Annotated in this window: 17 protein-coding genes and 1 other RNA gene; 2 read left to right on the top strand and 16 right to left on the bottom strand. The window is 44.4% G+C overall.

Annotated elements, in window-relative coordinates:
* Positions 1–145 precede the first annotated feature (145 nt).
* The 6 genes from M1M80_RS17435 to csoR form a co-directional block, all read right to left on the bottom strand.
* On the bottom strand, positions 146–562 hold the full coding sequence (locus M1M80_RS17435; RefSeq protein WP_003235152.1) for a disulfide oxidoreductase: 417 nt from the start codon (positions 560–562) through the stop codon (positions 146–148).
* A gap of 4 nt (positions 563–566) precedes the next feature.
* Positions 567–1,235 carry a disulfide bond formation protein BdbD gene (gene bdbD / locus M1M80_RS17440; RefSeq protein ID WP_003235153.1) on the bottom strand — a complete coding sequence of 223 codons (669 nt, stop codon included), beginning with the start codon at positions 1,233–1,235 and terminating at the stop codon, positions 567–569.
* A gap of 119 nt (positions 1,236–1,354) precedes the next feature.
* Positions 1,355–3,463, bottom strand: coding sequence for a heavy metal translocating P-type ATPase (locus M1M80_RS17445; RefSeq protein ID WP_134980920.1), 2,109 nt, complete (start codon positions 3,461–3,463; stop codon positions 1,355–1,357).
* Positions 3,464–3,622: 159 nt separating this feature from the next.
* Positions 3,623–6,034: a copper-exporting P-type ATPase CopA gene (gene copA / locus M1M80_RS17450; protein ID WP_060399486.1), complete on the bottom strand. Its 2,412-nt coding sequence runs from the start codon at positions 6,032–6,034 to the stop codon at positions 3,623–3,625.
* 83 nt (positions 6,035–6,117) lie between these two features.
* Positions 6,118–6,327 carry a copper chaperone CopZ gene (copZ, locus tag M1M80_RS17455; protein ID WP_040081817.1) on the bottom strand — a complete coding sequence of 70 codons (210 nt, stop codon included), beginning with the start codon at positions 6,325–6,327 and terminating at the stop codon, positions 6,118–6,120.
* 73 nt (positions 6,328–6,400) lie between these two features.
* Complete coding sequence (gene csoR, locus M1M80_RS17460; protein WP_060399487.1) at positions 6,401–6,706, bottom strand: copper-sensing transcriptional repressor CsoR; 306 nt, start codon at positions 6,704–6,706, stop codon at positions 6,401–6,403.
* A gap of 127 nt (positions 6,707–6,833) precedes the next feature.
* Here csoR and M1M80_RS17465 point away from each other — a divergent pair, with 127 nt between their 5' ends.
* The gene (locus M1M80_RS17465; RefSeq protein ID WP_060399488.1) at positions 6,834–7,910 is read left to right on the top strand and encodes an oxidoreductase; all 1,077 of its coding nucleotides are present in this window, start codon (positions 6,834–6,836) and stop codon (positions 7,908–7,910) included.
* A gap of 35 nt (positions 7,911–7,945) precedes the next feature.
* Here M1M80_RS17465 and azoRB read toward each other — a convergent pair whose 3' ends face one another.
* From azoRB to M1M80_RS17505, 8 genes are all read right to left on the bottom strand, one after another.
* On the bottom strand, positions 7,946–8,581 hold the full coding sequence (gene azoRB / locus M1M80_RS17470) for an FMN-dependent NADH-azoreductase AzoRB (RefSeq protein WP_019259473.1): 636 nt from the start codon (positions 8,579–8,581) through the stop codon (positions 7,946–7,948).
* A gap of 130 nt (positions 8,582–8,711) precedes the next feature.
* Positions 8,712–10,622, bottom strand: coding sequence for an FUSC family protein (locus M1M80_RS17475; protein WP_060399489.1), 1,911 nt, complete (start codon positions 10,620–10,622; stop codon positions 8,712–8,714).
* A gap of 130 nt (positions 10,623–10,752) precedes the next feature.
* Entirely contained in the window at positions 10,753–10,902 is a 150-nt protein-coding gene (locus tag M1M80_RS17480) for a hypothetical protein (RefSeq protein ID WP_003235161.1), read from the bottom strand.
* A gap of 15 nt (positions 10,903–10,917) precedes the next feature.
* Positions 10,918–11,322 (bottom strand): YvaD family protein, encoded by a 405-nt coding sequence (locus M1M80_RS17485; RefSeq protein ID WP_060399490.1) that lies wholly within the window; start codon positions 11,320–11,322, stop codon positions 10,918–10,920.
* Entirely contained in the window at positions 11,319–11,678 is a 360-nt protein-coding gene (locus tag M1M80_RS17490) for a DMT family transporter (protein WP_060399491.1), read from the bottom strand. The genes M1M80_RS17485 and M1M80_RS17490 overlap by 4 nt, the downstream gene beginning before the upstream one ends.
* The gene (locus M1M80_RS17495) at positions 11,675–12,247 is read right to left on the bottom strand and encodes a TetR/AcrR family transcriptional regulator (RefSeq protein WP_003235164.1); all 573 of its coding nucleotides are present in this window, start codon (positions 12,245–12,247) and stop codon (positions 11,675–11,677) included. The genes M1M80_RS17490 and M1M80_RS17495 overlap by 4 nt, the downstream gene beginning before the upstream one ends.
* A gap of 110 nt (positions 12,248–12,357) precedes the next feature.
* Positions 12,358–13,152 carry an SDR family NAD(P)-dependent oxidoreductase gene (locus tag M1M80_RS17500; protein WP_060399492.1) on the bottom strand — a complete coding sequence of 265 codons (795 nt, stop codon included), beginning with the start codon at positions 13,150–13,152 and terminating at the stop codon, positions 12,358–12,360.
* Positions 13,153–13,749: 597 nt separating this feature from the next.
* Positions 13,750–14,073, bottom strand: a complete 324-nt coding sequence (locus tag M1M80_RS17505) for a hypothetical protein (RefSeq protein ID WP_060399493.1) — start codon at positions 14,071–14,073, stop codon at positions 13,750–13,752.
* Between the two features lie 159 nt (positions 14,074–14,232).
* Here M1M80_RS17505 and M1M80_RS17510 point away from each other — a divergent pair, with 159 nt between their 5' ends.
* Positions 14,233–14,880 carry a hypothetical protein gene (locus M1M80_RS17510; protein ID WP_003235166.1) on the top strand — a complete coding sequence of 216 codons (648 nt, stop codon included), beginning with the start codon at positions 14,233–14,235 and terminating at the stop codon, positions 14,878–14,880.
* Positions 14,881–15,353: 473 nt separating this feature from the next.
* Here the strand turns inward: M1M80_RS17510 and ssrA are convergent.
* Positions 15,354–15,716: a transfer-messenger RNA gene (ssrA, locus tag M1M80_RS17515) on the bottom strand.
* A 176-nt stretch (positions 15,717–15,892) separates the two neighbouring features.
* A complete protein-coding gene (gene smpB, locus M1M80_RS17520; RefSeq protein WP_003220025.1) occupies positions 15,893–16,363 on the bottom strand; it encodes an SsrA-binding protein in 471 nt (156 codons plus the stop codon).
* Positions 16,364–16,450: the final 87 nt, after the last annotated feature.

A 16,450-nucleotide genomic window follows, 5' to 3' on the forward strand; every position in this document is an offset into this window, starting at 1 on the left:
CTCTAGATTTTATAATCGCTCAAGCGTAAAATCAATAACATTTTCACGATAAAAAAAGATAAATTTAGAGAGAGTACACCAAACGCTATCGAGCATGAGTTTTCGAGATAAAAAAAGCGCCCGGCATACAGCGGGCGCTTTTTTGTTATTCAGATTTTTCGCCTTTCAGCAGACACATAAAAACGATAATCAGGATAAAAGCAATCAGGGCCAGGAATGGAATGGTAATAAAACCAAACCAGTTAATATATTGGCCTGAGCACGGCACGCCGCTTACACACGGCTTAATGCCGGTAAAGCCGGGCACTTTTTGCTCTAAGTAGTGCATGATCGAAATAAATGCCCCGATAATCGCCATGGGGAGCACATATTTTTTCACGCGTGTGTCACCTTGAAAGGTGGCGATGCCTAAAATCAGGACGAGCGGATACATGAGGATACGCTGGTACCAGCACAGTTCACATGGAATGAACTTTCTGATTTCACTGAAATACAGGCTGCCAAGCATAGCGACAAGAGCCACAACCCAGGAAGCATATAAAAATACAATTCTATTTTTCATATGATTACTTCCCTTTCAGCTCTTTTTCTATCGTTTTTTTGATTTCATTATAATCCGCAAAATTTTTGATCACTTTATCATTTACGTAAATCGTCGGTGTTGCGTTTACGTTCATTTTTTGATTAAGGTCAGAATCCTTTTCCACTTGAGAAGCGAATGTTTCCTTATCAAGATTGTCCTTGAGCGTCTCAGGTTTTACCTTTGTGGTGCTTTTTGCAAGATCACCGAGAACGGCTGGGGTCACCCATTCCTGTTCTGTGTCCGGCTGTTTTTCGAACAGCTTTTCATGGAATGCCCAGAAAGAGTCAGGATCTTCTTTCCATACTTCTTCTGATGCAAGAGCCGCTAATCTAGAACCTTTTCCATGAAACATGACGTTCACGAATGAAAATTTCACATCGCCCTTATCAATAAAGTCTTTTTGTATTTTTGGGAAGATGTCACTGTTAAACACCTTACAAGACGGACATTTGTAATCTCCGAATTCTACTACAGTTACCGGTGCATCATCCTTGCCAAGCACAGGCTGGCCTTTGATAGAAGGCTGTCCGGAAACCGCTTCATTGCCTTGTTCCGTTTTGTTATTAATGATTACAATGGCTGCTAGCAATACAACAACCACAATCGTAAGGATGACCGCGAATTTCGCAGAAGACTGCTGTTTCTTTTTCACTCCGACACCTCATCGTTTTCAAATTAAAAAAGAAGCGGATCGCAATTGACCCACTTCTTTATTTTAACAAGACAAGTGCCTATAAGAAAACCCCGAAAAAATGAATTCTCTCCGACAATTTATCTGTTTTTGAGACGCATAACGCGCATGGCGTTTGCCACAGCGAGCAGGGTAACGCCGACATCTGAGAAAACCGCTTCCCACATGGTCGCAATTCCAAATGCTCCAAGAATGAGAAAGATCGCTTTTACTCCTAAAGCAAAGCCGATGTTTTGCCACACGATTCGCCTTGTCCGTTTCGCAATCCGAATCGCTTCCGCTATTTTCGACGGCTGATCTGTCATCAGCACGACGTCTGCGGCTTCTACCGCAGCGTCTGAGCCAAGGCCTCCCATGGCCGCTCCGATATCCGCACGCGCAAGAACCGGCGTATCATTGATGCCGTCACCGACAAAAATGAGTTTTTCGTTTGGCGAAAGCTTGGCTTCCAATGCTTCGACCCGCGACACTTTATCCTGCGGCAGCAGCTCCGCATATACCTCGTCGATGCCAAGCTGTTTTCCGACGGCTTCTCCCGTTTGTGTCGAATCACCTGTCAGCATAACTGTCTGTTTGATTCCAAGCGACTTCAGATCAGCAACCGCCTGTGCTGCATCTTCTTTTACTTCATCCGCTATGATGATTGCTCCGGCATAGCGTTGATCAACAGCAACGTGCACGATTGTTCCGGCATGTTCATCCGGGACGCCCTTAACCTGTTCTCTTTCCATGAGCTTCTTATTCCCAGCAAGGATTTCTGTTCCGTTTACTTTTGCAAAAATGCCGTGGCCGGATATTTCCTCATATGACTCTATCGCATCAGATGAAAGTATTTTCCCGTAAGCTTTACGCACAGATTCAGCAATTGGATGCTGGGAGTGAAGCTCAGCATATGCCGCAGCTTCAAGTAATGTGTCCTTTGTAAATCCTTCCGCAGGTTTGATTTCTGTCACTTCAAAGCTTCCTTTTGTTAATGTTCCTGTTTTATCAAACACCGCGTATTTGACTTGATTCAAGGCTTCTAAATAATTGCTTCCCTTCACAAGCACTCCGGCCTTTGAGGCTGCGCCGATTCCGCCGAAGAAACCGAGCGGTATAGAGACAACAAGCGCACATGGACAAGAAATAACTAAGAAAATAAGTGCACGGTACACCCAATTGGAAAGCGCGGCGCCAGGAATCACCAGCGGCGGGACAAAGGCCAGCAATACCGCGATGATCACAACAGCAGGTGTATAATACTTGGCAAACTTCGTGATAAAGTTTTCTGTCCGGGCTTTGCGGCTGCTCGCATTCTGAACCAAATCTAATATTTTTGATACTGCAGATTCCTGGTAGCCCTTTGTGACTTCAATATGCAGAACGCCGTTTTGATTGATAAAGCCTGACATCACATCTTGTCCTTCTGCAGCTTTTCTCGGAACGGACTCACCTGTCAAAGCAGACGTATCAACCATCGCTGATCCCTGCACGACCTTACCGTCAAGGGGTATGCTTTCTCCCGGGTTGACCACAATGATGTCTCCTGTCTGTACGTCCTCCGGAGAAACCAATTCGATGCCGTTCTCTGTTTTGACATTGGCGTAATCAGGCCGTATGTCCATTAACGCACTGATTGATTTTCTGGACCGGCTGACCGCGGCTCCTTGAAAAAGCTCACCGATTTGGTAAAACAGCATAACGGCGACACCTTCAGGGTATTGCTGAATCAGAAAAGCACCGATTGTGGCAAGAGCCATTAAGAAATGTTCATCAAACACCTGACCGCGGCTGATGTTTTTGACTGCACGGATGATAATGTCACCGCCGATGATCAAGTAGGCAGCGAGGAAAAGTATAAATTCAATGGGTCCGGAATGAACGACATATGCTGCTGCTCCGAGTATGACAGCCGCAGCCATCCTCACCAGCATCTTGATCATTCGATGACGATAGCCGTCATCAGCTGATTTCTGTTTATGCTTTTGACGAACCGTTACGTGCGGATCGATTGATTTCACTTTTTTCTCCACCTTATTGGTGACCCATTGCTCTTCTTTTCCATCGGCTGAGACAGTCAAGGTGCTTGCCGCAAAATTAACCGCACATCCGTCAATGCCTTTTATGCCTTTGACTCCGTTTTCGATTTTTTGGGCACAATTGCTGCAATCCAAACCGTCCAGAACGTATTCCTGTTTCACTAGTCTCACCTTACCTTCCGATTTAGGGTTCCCTCTTCAAAGCGTATCAATGAGTATTGGTATTGAATTTATATATATGAGCACATACTCATATATTGGTTACGTCTATTATATGTCGTTTTCCAAGAAAGTGTCAATGAAAAACAAAAACCGGCATATGGCCGGTTTTTATTTTACTTTCTGCAGACGCAGCGCATTCAGAACAACAGAAACAGAGCTGAATGCCATTGCCGCTCCCGCTATCCACGGCGCTAAAAATCCGAGCGCTGCGATTGGGATACCGAGGCTGTTATAACCAAGCGCCCAGAATAAGTTTTGTTTAATGTTTTTCATCGTCAGTCTGCTCATGCGAATTGCGTCGGCAATGCTGTTCAGATCTCCGCGAATCAACGTAATGTCCGCTGTTTCCATCGCAATGTCCGTGCCTGTTCCAATCGCCATGCCGATATCGGCTGTGGCAAGCGCCGGCGCATCGTTAATTCCGTCGCCTACCATGGCCGTCTGGCGGCCTTCTTTTTGCAGGCGGGAAATTTCCGCCGCCTTTTGTTCAGGAAGGACTTCCGCAATGACACTCGTAATTCCTGCTTCCTTCGCGATGGCTTCTGCGGTTCTGCGATTGTCACCTGTCATCATAATGACATCCAGACCCAACTCTTTCAGACGGGCCACTGCCGCCCGTGACGTGTCTTTTATCGTATCAGCAACGGCTACAAGTCCCGCTGCTTCCCCATCAATGGATACAAGCATAACCGTTTTTCCTTCTGCCTCAAGTTCTTCCATTTGGGCAAGAAGTGCACCATGCTCAACCTGTTCGCTCTCCATTAACTTTCTTGTGCCGACGAGAATGGTTTTGCCTCCGGCTTCAGCCAAAATGCCTGCGCCAATCTTTGCTTCAAAGCGGGTCAGCCTCGGAATCTCAAGTCCTTTTTCTTTCACGCCGGCAACAATCGCTTCACCGAGCGGATGCTCTGATCCCGTTTCGGCTGCCGCCGCAAATTGAAGCAGATCTGTTTCTTCAAAACGGCCGAACGGAATGGCATCAGTCAGTCGCGGCTTCCCGTTTGTCACAGTTCCGGTTTTATCAAGAACAATCGTATCGAGACGATGTGTTTTTTCTAAATGCTCGCCGCCTTTAAAGAGAATTCCGAATTCTGCAGCGCGCCCAGATCCGGCCATAATGCTCGTCGGAGTGGCAAGGCCGAGGGCGCAAGGACAAGCAATGACAAGAACCGCAATGAACTTGCTGATCGCTTCGGCAAAATCGCCGGGAGCCGCCCAAAGATACCAAATGAGGAAAGTGAGAACGGCAATCCCTAATACGATAGGCACAAAAATGCCGGAAATCTGATCAGCGAGACGCTGGATCGGCGCTTTTGACCCTTGTGCTTCCTCGACAATTTTGATGATATGAGAAAGTGCAGTATCCTTTCCAACGTTGACAGCTTTGATTTTCAGGAAGCCGTTTGAGTTGACGGTTGCACCTGTCACACTGTCACCTGGATTTTTGTCAACAGGAAGACTTTCTCCTGTAATCATCGATTCATCTACTGCCGAGCGGCCTTCAACCACTTCCCCGTCGACAGGAATTCGTTCGCCCGGTTTGACGTAAACAATGTCATTGACTAGCACTTCGTCTATCGGAATGATTTGCTCCTGTCCGTCTCTTACGACAGTCGCTGTTTTCGCTTGGAGCTTCATCAGCTTTTTAATTGCATCCGAAGAACGGCCCTTTGCTTTTGTTTCAAACAGCTTGCCTAATAAAATCAGCGTCAGCAAAATCGCGCTTGTTTCATAGTAAAGGCCGTCTGTATGCCCATGGGAACCAAGGCTTTGGATGGTAAGATAAAGACTGTAAGCGTAAGCAGCCGTCGTTCCGAGCGCGACCAATACATCCATATTGGCGCTTTTATTTCTGAGCGCCTTATACGCACCCGCATAAAACGGCCAGCCGATCAGAAACTGGACCGGTGTCGCCAGCGCAAACTGCATCCACGGATTGAGGAATATATCCGGCACCCAAATAAACGATGTAAACGTAAAATGGCTCACCATCGCCCAAAGCAATGGAAATGACAGAACCGCTGAAAAAATCAGTCTCGCCGTTTGCTTCCGTTCTTCTTTCTTTTTAGAAGCTGCCGTTTCTCGTTCCTCATCACCCTTCAGCTGAAGCTTATATCCCAGCTTATCTACCGCTTCTTTCAAATCGCCGACAGACGCTTCTTTTGGATTGTACTCGACCGTAACCGTTTCTAAAGCGAAGTTTACAGGAGCATTTGTGACGCCTTCTATTTTGTTAAGCCGCTTTTCAATCCGATTGGCACAGGCTGCACAAGTCATGCCTTCAATATCGAATTCAGCTTTTTCTGTCACGACGTGATAGCCCAGCTTTTCTATTTTTTCCTGAATCGCTGCAGCCCCTGTCTCAGCGGGATCGTAGGTGACATTTGACGTTTCCATTGCCAGATTGACATTGGCATCCGTCACACCGGGCATCCGCTTCAGGCCTTTTTCAATTCTGGAGGCACATGCCGCACAGGTCATACCCGATACCTGCATCGCGATTTCCTTTTGTTCACTCAATCTACTCACTCCTTTATATACACCCGGGGGGTATATAAAAATGAAAGAAATATCGCGCCTCCCTAAAGGCGCGACACCTTGAATCAATCGGCTACATCATAGCCCTGATCTTCTATCGCATCCGCAATGTCCTTGACTGATACTTTGTCAGCATCAAACGAAACATCGACTTTTCCCGCTTCCAGATTGACATGAACAGCACTGACGCCGTCCAGTTCTCCTACGCTCGTTTCCACAGCTTTGACACAGTGCTGACAAGACATTCCTTCAACTTGCAATGTTTTTTGTTCCATTTGAATTCCTCCTGTTTATCTTTCTGTTTTCATCCTACCATACCCCCGTAGGGTATTACAACAAAAAAAGACTTTATGATTTTGTGAACTTTTTAAATACGTCCAAAAGCTCAGAAATGGCCTGTTCCCCGTCTCCGCTTTTGATGGCATCTGCTACACAGTGATGGGCGTGGTCCTCAAGCAAGTGAAGCGCCACATTTTTCATTGCCGCCTGAACAGCTGAAATCTGCACAAGAATATCTACACAATATCTATCGTTTTCCACCATATTTTGAATGCCTCTGACCTGGCCTTCTATCCGCTTCAGCCGGTTTATGATTTGATCCTTTTCTTTCGAGCTTTTATGGTTTAATGCTTTATGTTCGTTATGCTTATCCATGCGTACACCTCTGTTTCTTATATTAATTCCCATTATACTGATTGTCCAAACTGTTGTCTAAGCATGCCGCCGCAAAAAAATGAATCAGTTAGGTTTTACCATTTATACAGGAGGGTATATATCTCTTGTGAAAACGCTTTTAAAGGGGAGAAGAAAAGTGGATACGATAAAGGTTGGGATATTAGGGTACGGACTGTCTGGTTCTGTTTTTCACGCGCCGCTGCTTGCTGTTCTGGAAGAGTATCACATCAGCAAAGTCATGACATCGCGGACAGAAGAAGTGAAACGGGATTTTCCGGATGCAGAAGTTGTGCATGAACTTGAGGACATCACAAATGACCCGGCCATTGAGCTTGTCATTGTCACCACACCGAGCGGCCTTCATTACGAGCACGCTATGGCATGCATTCAGGCCGGAAAACATGTTGTGATCGAAAAACCCATGACAGCGACGGCCGAAGAAGGGGAGAAATTAAAGAAGGCTGCCGATGAAAAAGGTGTATTGTTAAGTGTCTATCATAACCGGCGCTGGGATAACGACTTTTTAACGATTAAAAAGCTGATCGCTGACGGATCCCTTGAAGATATCAATACATATCAAGTCTCCTATGACCGCTACAGACCTGAGGTTCAAGCACGGTGGCGGGAAAAAGAAGGCTCGGCCACTGGTACGCTGTATGATCTCGGCTCCCACATCATAGACCAAGCCCTGCATTTGTTCGGGATGCCAAAAGCCGTGACTGCAAACGTAATGGCCCAGCGTGAAAATGCCGAAACCGTTGACTATTTTCATTTGACTCTGGATTACGGCAAACTCCAAGCCATTCTATACGGAGGATCGATCGTTCCGGCAAACGGCCCTCGTTATCAAATCCACGGACAGCATGCCAGCTTTATGAAATACGGAATCGACGGACAGGAAGACGCTCTCAGAGCGGGAAGAAAACCGGAGGATGACAGCTGGGGAGCGGATGATCCGGAGTTTTACGGAAAGCTGACAACCGTTCATGGCACGGACAAAAAAACAGAAACCATCCCATCAGTAAATGGCTCCTACCTTACCTATTACCGCAAAATAGCAGAGAGTATACGCGAAGGCGCTGCGCTGCCCGTCACCGCTGAGGAAGGAATTGATGTTATTCGCATCATTGAAGCCGCGATGAAAAGCAGTGAAGAGAAACAAACCATTATGCTGGAGAAATAAACAAAAGCCTCCCCAAGAAAAGGGAGGCTTTTTCATTAAAATGTTTTTCCTGCTTCTTTCGCACGCGCAATCGCGTCTTCTTTGATTTGCTGTGCTTTATCAGGCTCCGCATTATGTCCCTCTACGAAAATGCCATCGAATGATGGTACACCGAAGAAGTTCATCATGATGCCGATGTAGCGGTGACCCATTTCCATTTCAGCCGCAGGGCCTTCAGAATAGTAGCCGCCGCGCGCTTGGATATGAATCGCTTTTTTATCAGTTAACAAGCCGATCGGGCCTTGTTCAGTGTATTTGAATGATTTTCCTGCAACTGCAACAGAATCAAGATACGCTTTCATTACCGGCGGGAATGAGAAGTTCCATAAAGGAGTAACGAATACGTACTTATCAGCAGATGCAAATTGATCACTAAGCTCTCCCAGACGGCCCACTTTCGCTTTTTCGCTTTCAGAAAGCTCGTCAAAGCCTGTGCCTGACTGCAGCTTGCCCCAGCCGCTGAATACATCCGCGTCAATGTGCGGGATGTTTTCTTTGTACAAATCGATATGTACAACTTCATCATTTGGGTTCGCTTCTTTGTAAGATTCGATGAATGCTTTACCTGTTGCCATACTGTAAGAAGTTGCTTCATCATGCGGGTGAGCAGTGATATACAATACTTTTGCCATTTTTACCAGCCCTTTCGTTTTTAAAAATCACACATCAATTATTATCATACAGACGCATTATGATTATTCTTTCTCTATTAGTCTTTATTATAGGGGCACTAAAAATTACTTTCAAGTAAAACATCTTGAATTAAAGATTATTTCGCTTTTCGAAAGCTGTCCGCAAGCCCGAAAACAGTGCGGAGAGCTCTTTACTGATACGCGGGTAATAAGGAACATGCGGCACTTGTATGTCAGCCGGCATCCTTTTCATCAAAGCGGATTGCTCAACCTGTTCAAAAAACACTTTTAGCTGGTCCATCTCTTTTTCAGAAAACGGAGCAGGCGGTCGATGATGGGCTTGGGCCGAGAGCAAATAATACCCTAAGTGCTGAGCACCGGAAATGGCAGGCCAAAGCACATCTGCATTCGCGTTAGGAAAGTCCCCAAGCGCCTTGTCATACGCATCCCGAAGCCTAACCAGACTCACCCTTAACTTGTTCTCGTCTGCTTTCTGCCCGGTCAACAGTTTCTCCATAAAGTGCCCTTCCAGCCGAATCACGTCCCGCATTAGTTCAGGCAGCCGCTTCGTTGAAAACCGTCTCCACAAAACCATCGTTCCCAATAGCCCGATTACACTGCCAACAGCTACATCCGTCAGCCTCGCTATCATAAAATAACCGACGTCCGAGCCGCCATGCATGCTTTCTGTTATGACAAGCGCATTTGCGGTCAAAAAAGGAACCGCCAGCGCATAATTGCGGACAATCAGCATCTCAAGAAGACATTGCAGCGCTGCAATACACAACGCAATATAAACACCGCCCGGCTTAACAAACAGGATTGCTCCTGCCAGCCCAACACCGATCACGGTTCCGATTGAACGCTGAATGGCCCTGTGAAGCGTAAAGAGAACAGTAGTGCCAAGCATGACCGCTGCTGCCGAAAGCGGAATCCAATAGGAGCGTGCAAAGCCGAATGTGAGGGCAAACATATCGGCGGCAATCAGCACAATTCCGTACTTTAATGCCCGTATCAAAACGGGAGACTGCCAGTCAAAGGCATTTCTCAAAAAGTAAAAAGAGGCTGGCAGGCGGCTCGGTTCCCCGTCCGATTGCTTATCATTCCGTCCTGAAGCGATAGACAAAGCCTCATTGATTTCTTCAAACAGCTTCCGGCTTGGCTCAGATTCATTCTCTTTGATCTGAAACGCACTGGAAACCCGGGCATGCCCCAGCGCATCTCCGGTTTGACGGAGTGCCTTTTCAATCTCGGCCGTCTCTCTGTCTGGCGTTTCAGCTGAAAAATGAATAATGGCAAGAAATATGTCGTCAGCTTTTTCGAGCAGGCGGAAAAATCGTTCATCATACTGTGATTTTTTCCGCCTGTCCCCCTTGCCGAGAACCGTTTGACGAGCTGTTCTGAGCATAAGCACCGTCTGATGCTGCGCATTATGAAAGCCTTGCGTACCGACGGCTGAAAGACATGCAGCCAGCTGATGATATGTTTTTTGCAGCACCGCCTCCTCCGGTCCATGTTTGTTCCATAACCAGCCGATTAAGGCGATACCCATGGCGAAAATGCCGCCGAGAAACGTCAGACCCGCTCTGAACAACGCTTGTGAAGGATCGGCCGGCAGCCCGGAGCTGACTAAAAAGGCAAGGACAAAAAACATCGGCGCAGGACCTTGTATACCGAGCGCGCTAAAAATAAACATTGTAGCTGCACCGATCAAGCCCAGGACAGCCGCCATCATCCAAACCGTCCCAGACAAAATAGTGCCTAATCCAAATGAGAGCGCGATCCCAATGGAAACCAAGAGCAGCTTCAAAGCGCGCTTTTTATACGATTCACCGCCCGCATATAAATAAACAAAGCCCCCGATGCTTGCAGTTAAACCATAATCCGTGTGACCCGCCAATGCGCCGATCAGCACAGGAAACCCTGAAGCGATCCCTGATCCGATCGCCTTTTTCCATGGAAATGGATTCGCATGAATGCGAAAGGCATCCTTCACGATGCTTGGCATGGTTCTTTGATTGTTCTCAACAGTTTTGTTCATTTGACAAAATCCTTTTCTATGAATGTATAGGACTTTTTCCGATTATTCACTATAGTATGCCCCAAAAACGCCTTCGCTTCTCAATAGATGCCCGCAAAAAAAAGCAGCGACCATACCGTCTCTGCCTGTTTTACATCAGTTTATTCGCAATATCCTGAATCGGCTTGATCCAGTTGCTATACGTCAGCTCGGCAGCTTTTTTCCGATCCTTTTCCCTACATGCCGCAATGATTTGTTCATGTTCTTCAATCGAATTTTGCGGTGATTTAAAAAAAGACAAAAATAAAAGCAGCGCCTAACAGCACTGCTTTGTCCATTTGCTTTCTTTTAAGAGAAGATGAATAAAAAATAAAGGATAAATCAATAGATACCCATTAAACAGCCACCAAACAAGATCGAAGTCCCGGCTGAATGTCCAGAATGAAATCGCCTGAAGGCCTGAACAACAGGTCAGCACAAGAGAAATCAGCGCCATCAGCTTCCAGTCAGCACTGTTCTTCCGCTGCAAGTACAAGCTGTACAATCCTGTGAAAGAGATCAGGATATCCAGCGGAAAAAAGGACCAGTTCCAGGCGATCATAAACGGATGGTCATGATGTTTAAAAGCCCAGCTTTCCGGTACCAGCGAAAACCCAGCTGACAGCCAGTACAAGATAAAACCGATATCAGTCACGAGAAAAAACAGTTTCATATATCTCATTTGTACTGCCCGCTTTTATGTATCGGCTCAGACTGCGCCCCATGATCGATCAGGTTTAAAGACACAACACCGCCGATAATCAATCCGATTGAAATGAGTTTCATGACGCTAACATTCTCTTGAAAAAACAAAAAACCAACGACTGTAATCAGGACAATCCCCATCCCTGACCATACAGCATAAGCAACAGATACATCAATTGATTTTAGCGTAAGCGTCAGAAAGAAAAGACTCCCGCCATAAAAGAAAATCAACAGCACACTGGGAGTAAGCTTTGTAAAACCCGACGATAGCTTCATGCTGACCGTCCCGGCAACTTCAAACAGAATCGCTAAGCATAGAAACACCCAATTCACGTAGCATCAGCCTCCTCATCAGCTGTTATGCCGTTAAACAATACATCTACAATCGATTCAAGAACCTCTCCTGTCGTGAACTGATGTTTGAGCGGATATTCGGGATCATACACTTGGTTGATGCTTCCTATATACATGTGAACAAACAGGTCCGGATTGATGTTTCTGATTCTCTTTTGCTGTTTGCACTCGTTTAATAATTCAAGGACAATTGTCCATTCTTCCTTAATAAACGTATCTAATGTAAGCCACGCATCGTAATGGTATTTCTTCAGATCACTTAATAATCCCATATTCAGCAGTTCCATCCCCTGCGGAAGACCGATCAGCATTTTTTTCACTTTTTCAAGAATGTCTAGACTTTCATTTTCATAGATGTCTTTTTCCATTTGCTTCATCTCTGCGATAAATTGCTCAACAACCGCTTCCGCAAGCTTGTCTTTTGATGAATAATGCGCATAGAGCGTCCGCTTGCTCGTTCCCAGCACTGCTGCCAAATCATTCATCGTAAATGAAAATCCTTTCTGCCTGATCAGCCGGATGGTTTCCTCCAGAATTCTTTTTTCCAAATCAATCCCTCGCTTTCGGTACTAACAAAACTATATCAGTACCAAAATTATACGACAGCAATTTATGGAAATCAACAACACATAAAAAAACCTCTCCCAAAAGGAGAGGTTTAAAAGACACTGCGAACCAAACCGCCGTCCGCCCGAAGCGCCGCGCCATTGATCGCGGAGGAAAGCGGACTGCTTAAAAATGTAACGAAGTGGGCGATTTCTTCCGGACGGATCAGTCTTTGAATAATGGATGTCGGCCGGTTTTCTTTCATAAAACGTGCCTCAGCTTCTTGAACAGTCAGGTTTTCACCAGGATACAGCGAGTTCAGCATGGTTTCCACACCCTCTGTTAAGGTAGAGCCCGGCATAACGGTGTTGACCGTCACATTCGTGCCGGTTGCCAGCTCCGCCAAACTGCGGGAAATGGACAGCTGCATCGTTTTTGTCGCACTGTAATGGGCCATTTCCTGTGACGGCATAACCGCCGCTTCACTGGCAATGAAAATCACACGCCCTTCTTTTTTCTCTATCATGTTGTGCAAATACTTGCGTGTCAGCCTTACCCCGCTCATAATGTTTACTTCAAAAAAACGAAACCATTCATCATCGGGAATATCAAAGTACTCCGCCGGTTCAAAAATCCCTAAATTGTTGATCAAAATATCAACCTCTGGATATGCCTGAAACAGCTCGTTGCAGCCTTCTTCTGTTCCCAAATCAAATGCAGCCGGATATAGGACCGCTTCAGAATGTTGTGTTTTCAATTCATCTATCGTCTGATTTACTTTCTCTTCCCGGCGTCCGTTAATGATCACTGCCGCGCCTTCTTCAGCTAACGAAGAGGCAATGGCTTTTCCGATCCCCGATGTCGAACCAGTCACCAGTGCGGTTTTTCCTTGTAAATTCAGCTTCATTCGTTCATCCCTCCGTTTTTGATTCCTCTTATTTATTGACAGAAATGCGTTTGGTGAAACATCTGCTCTGCAATCAGTATGAAACAGCTGGGATTGAAATGGAAGTACGCACTTTTTGGTGCCTGTGATCTGGAGAAAAAATAAAGCAGAACCCTCTAAGAGGTTCTGCTTTATTGATGTTGTTGATAACCATTATATGTTTGTTCCTTGTAGAAAGGTGTACAAACTGCTTGAGAATTATTAAAATTTTTTTAATTTTAATAATAAGACATTAGAATATGCCTTTGAAAATGTGAACCCTGACTATGCTGAATCAAATAACCTGTGCAAAGTGATTTACTCATTGATACCAGAAGAAAAATAAATTTACAATCACATTTCAATAAAAATGTCATAAAACGGAAAGTGAACCGAATTACAAATTATTGTTAATATGCGCCTGAGCTGAAAGCACCCGACATACCTGAACTAAAAAGAAAGACTGAGAAAAGCGAACAGAAAATACGTGAGGCCATGCACTTTCTAGGAATAAAAAATATGAATTATTTAAAAAGCCCTCCTCATGTGAGTTGGGCTTATTTTGTGAGGATGATATCTTTATCCTTCCTCAAGAGGATTGTGTTTTGTTGCTTTAAATATTGTTATAACTTTTTTCACTATCCTTAGTAATACATAGACCATCAGAACAGCGATTAAATAATTAACCACATTAAACTCTGTCTTTATAAATTCTGTTGGAGTAAATAACAAAAACCTATTTCCTACAAATCCATCATAGCTACGATAAATCACAAATTGAATAGGGAAACCGAGCGCATACCCCAGTTCTGAAACCTTCTCATAGGGTATTACAAAAATCGAAATAAGTGGAACTAGAAAGCTTATCAAACCTAACTTGTATTTTTTCAATCGATTTTTCATGCAATCACTCCCTTCCCCTTATATGTTACCCGGCAATTATAACATATCCAAATAAATAAATTTATTGAAAAATATAAAACTTTTGGTTTTTTATGGATCCCGGGACTTTTATATGTTTTAATTGGTTTGTAAGAACTAAATTGAATGGAGGTTGAAAGTATGAAAAGGATTTTAGTCTTAGTCATTGCCCTTGGCTTGGCTTTGGTTCCTTTTGCTTCAGCCAACGCAGAATCCACAACAAAAGAAATTGCTGAAACAAAGAACCAGGTGGAAAAATTAGAAAAGGACCTTGGTTTTGAATTAGTGGATGTCTCAAGTGAAGAATTTTCAAGTGTATCTAAAAAGGATTTTTTGAAGTTTGACTCAATTCAGGATTTTGAAGAGTTTATCAAAGATGCTCAACAGCCCCAAGAGTTTGAAGAGACTATTAATGTTAGTGAAGATACTCCCCTAATAAAACCACAAGTAAGTGACTCACATGTTATCAATTGGTGGGCTCCATTTACAGGTTGGGGTATGACAGGGATGGCTTGCTGGAAAAATATCGCGTTTAATTATCAATATAAATTTGTGAATAAAAAACCTCAGTTTACTAAAGTGTCAGGTATTAACTCTTATGTTACTGGTCTTAACGTAGCTTGGTGGAAACAAACTGGAAAAAGTTATAACATCACTACAACCAAAACAACTAAAGACACTGCAAAAATTAAAGTAGTTGGAGCTATGGTTCTCGGTGTAGACATAAAAGGTTTCACAATTGGAGCAAAAATTGGACAAACTTGGAACGGTAGTTTGCGTTTATATTAGAAATAAAAAGGGGTGATTGTTACCCCTTTTTATTTTATTTGATTTACGCAAAAAAGTGCATACATAGGGACAGTTAAAAGCTTATGTTCAGTAAGATTTATTATTTCAATAAAAATTCAAGTTTTGCTTTTGTTTTTTATCCATACAGCCGTTATCCTTATGCCTAACACGTCATAGAGAAATTAAAAGACATAAAAAAGCGCTGAAACACAGCGCCAGTAAATTCTTCTTATAGGGTTCTCGGTTCTTTTTAGGATACAATAGCAACCAGTACAATTAAAATAACGAAAGAATTAAGGGTTAAAAAATAGCACTCCATCAATTCATACATTCACATGCGTCATACTCGATCAATAAAAAGTGCAATTCTTTGGTAATCACTCAAAAGATTGGACATAAGAATATTGCCAAAATGTTACCGCAGTGCCCTCGAAAGCTTCGGAAGCCTTGATAGCACTGCGGTCCCAAAGTATGTATGGAGACGGTGGGAGTCGAACCCACGTCCAGAAACATCGATTACTTAAGCGTCTACGAGCGTAGCCTGCATATTTATGTTTTCACTCATCTTCTTGCCTGCGGGCGGGCCTTCCGAGAGCTAGTCTGTTCATCTCTTCTTACGTTCTCAGACGGGAACGCAAGCGTAGCCTACTTGGATGTGCTCTTCACAGACACATAGGCAATGTCAGGAAGAGCTCGCTGCGCTTATTAGGCAGCTAATGCTACGTTTTGGTTAAAACTGTTAGTTTTGCCAGTTATATTTAAGTGCGTGTTTACGAGATCGCCTCTCGGCTCGCAGCTCAAGCTCGATCCATCCCTGTCGAATCCGTAACGTCCCCCTGTTATAAGGGAAATACGGGAGAAAATATCAAGCTCTCACTCAAACTGGCTATAGTCTTATTATAACACGATCACGGTTCTTTTCAATTGTCAAATCCTTGAAATGAAAAGCATTATGATCTGATCGTGAACACAGTATAGCACAGGCCTGATTTTTGAATCAAGCACTATGCCTTTAGAAGCCTTTTTGACTGTCTCTGAACGCTCTTTCGATTTCCCGCTTCGCGTCCTTGCGCTTCAGGTCTTCCCGTTTGTCATAGTTCTTCTTCCCTTTTCCAAGGCCGAGAAGCACTTTGGCAAAGCCGTTTTTCAAATACAGCTTCAGCGGAACGAGGGAATAGCCTTTTTCCTTTGTTAACCCGATCAGCTTATTAATCTCCTTGCGATGCATTAACAGCTTTCTCGTCCGGAGCGGATCGTGGTTATAGCGGTTTCCCTGCTCATACGGGCTGACGTGCATATTGTGAAGAAACACTTCTCCCCGTTCGATTTTGGCAAAGGAATCCTTAAGGTTTACGCGGCCGGCGCGAATCGATTTGATTTCGGTTCCTTGCAGAACGATGCCTGTTTCATAGGTTTCTTCTATAAAATAATCGTGATTGGCTTTCTTATTTTGAGATAATACTTTTCCTGACCCTTTTGGCATGCCAGAACCTCCTCTCTCTAAGGAAAAACTGTCCACCTTTTGCGATACGCTCTATTTTACCAAATGTCACGTACCGCTACAATGAAA

This window comes from Bacillus inaquosorum (assembly GCF_023238325.1).
Taxonomy (GTDB): Bacteria; Bacillota; Bacilli; order Bacillales; family Bacillaceae; genus Bacillus; species Bacillus inaquosorum.

Bases quoted from the DNA above. Each gene is read 5' to 3' on its own strand.
- M1M80_RS17435 (WP_003235152.1), bottom strand. From the start codon at position 562: ATGAAAAATAGAATTGTATTTTTATATGCTTCCTGGGTTGTGGCTCTT.
- copZ (WP_040081817.1), bottom strand. From the start codon at position 6,327: ATGGAACAAAAAACATTGCAAGTTGAAGGAATGTCTTGTCAGCACTGT.
- csoR (WP_060399487.1), bottom strand. From the start codon at position 6,706: ATGGATAAGCATAACGAACATAAAGCATTAAACCATAAAAGCTCGAAA.
- azoRB (WP_019259473.1), bottom strand. From the start codon at position 8,581: ATGGCAAAAGTATTGTATATCACTGCTCACCCGCATGATGAAGCAACT.
- M1M80_RS17475 (WP_060399489.1), bottom strand. From the start codon at position 10,622: ATGAACAAAACTGTTGAGAACAATCAAAGAACCATGCCAAGCATCGTG.
- M1M80_RS17485 (WP_060399490.1), bottom strand. From the start codon at position 11,322: ATGAGATATATGAAACTGTTTTTTCTCGTGACTGATATCGGTTTTATC.
- M1M80_RS17500 (WP_060399492.1), bottom strand. From the start codon at position 13,152: ATGAAGCTGAATTTACAAGGAAAAACCGCACTGGTGACTGGTTCGACA.
- M1M80_RS17505 (WP_060399493.1), bottom strand. From the start codon at position 14,073: ATGAAAAATCGATTGAAAAAATACAAGTTAGGTTTGATAAGCTTTCTA.
- M1M80_RS17510 (WP_003235166.1), top strand. From the start codon at position 14,233: ATGAAAAGGATTTTAGTCTTAGTCATTGCCCTTGGCTTGGCTTTGGTT.
- smpB (WP_003220025.1), bottom strand. From the start codon at position 16,363: ATGCCAAAAGGGTCAGGAAAAGTATTATCTCAAAATAAGAAAGCCAAT.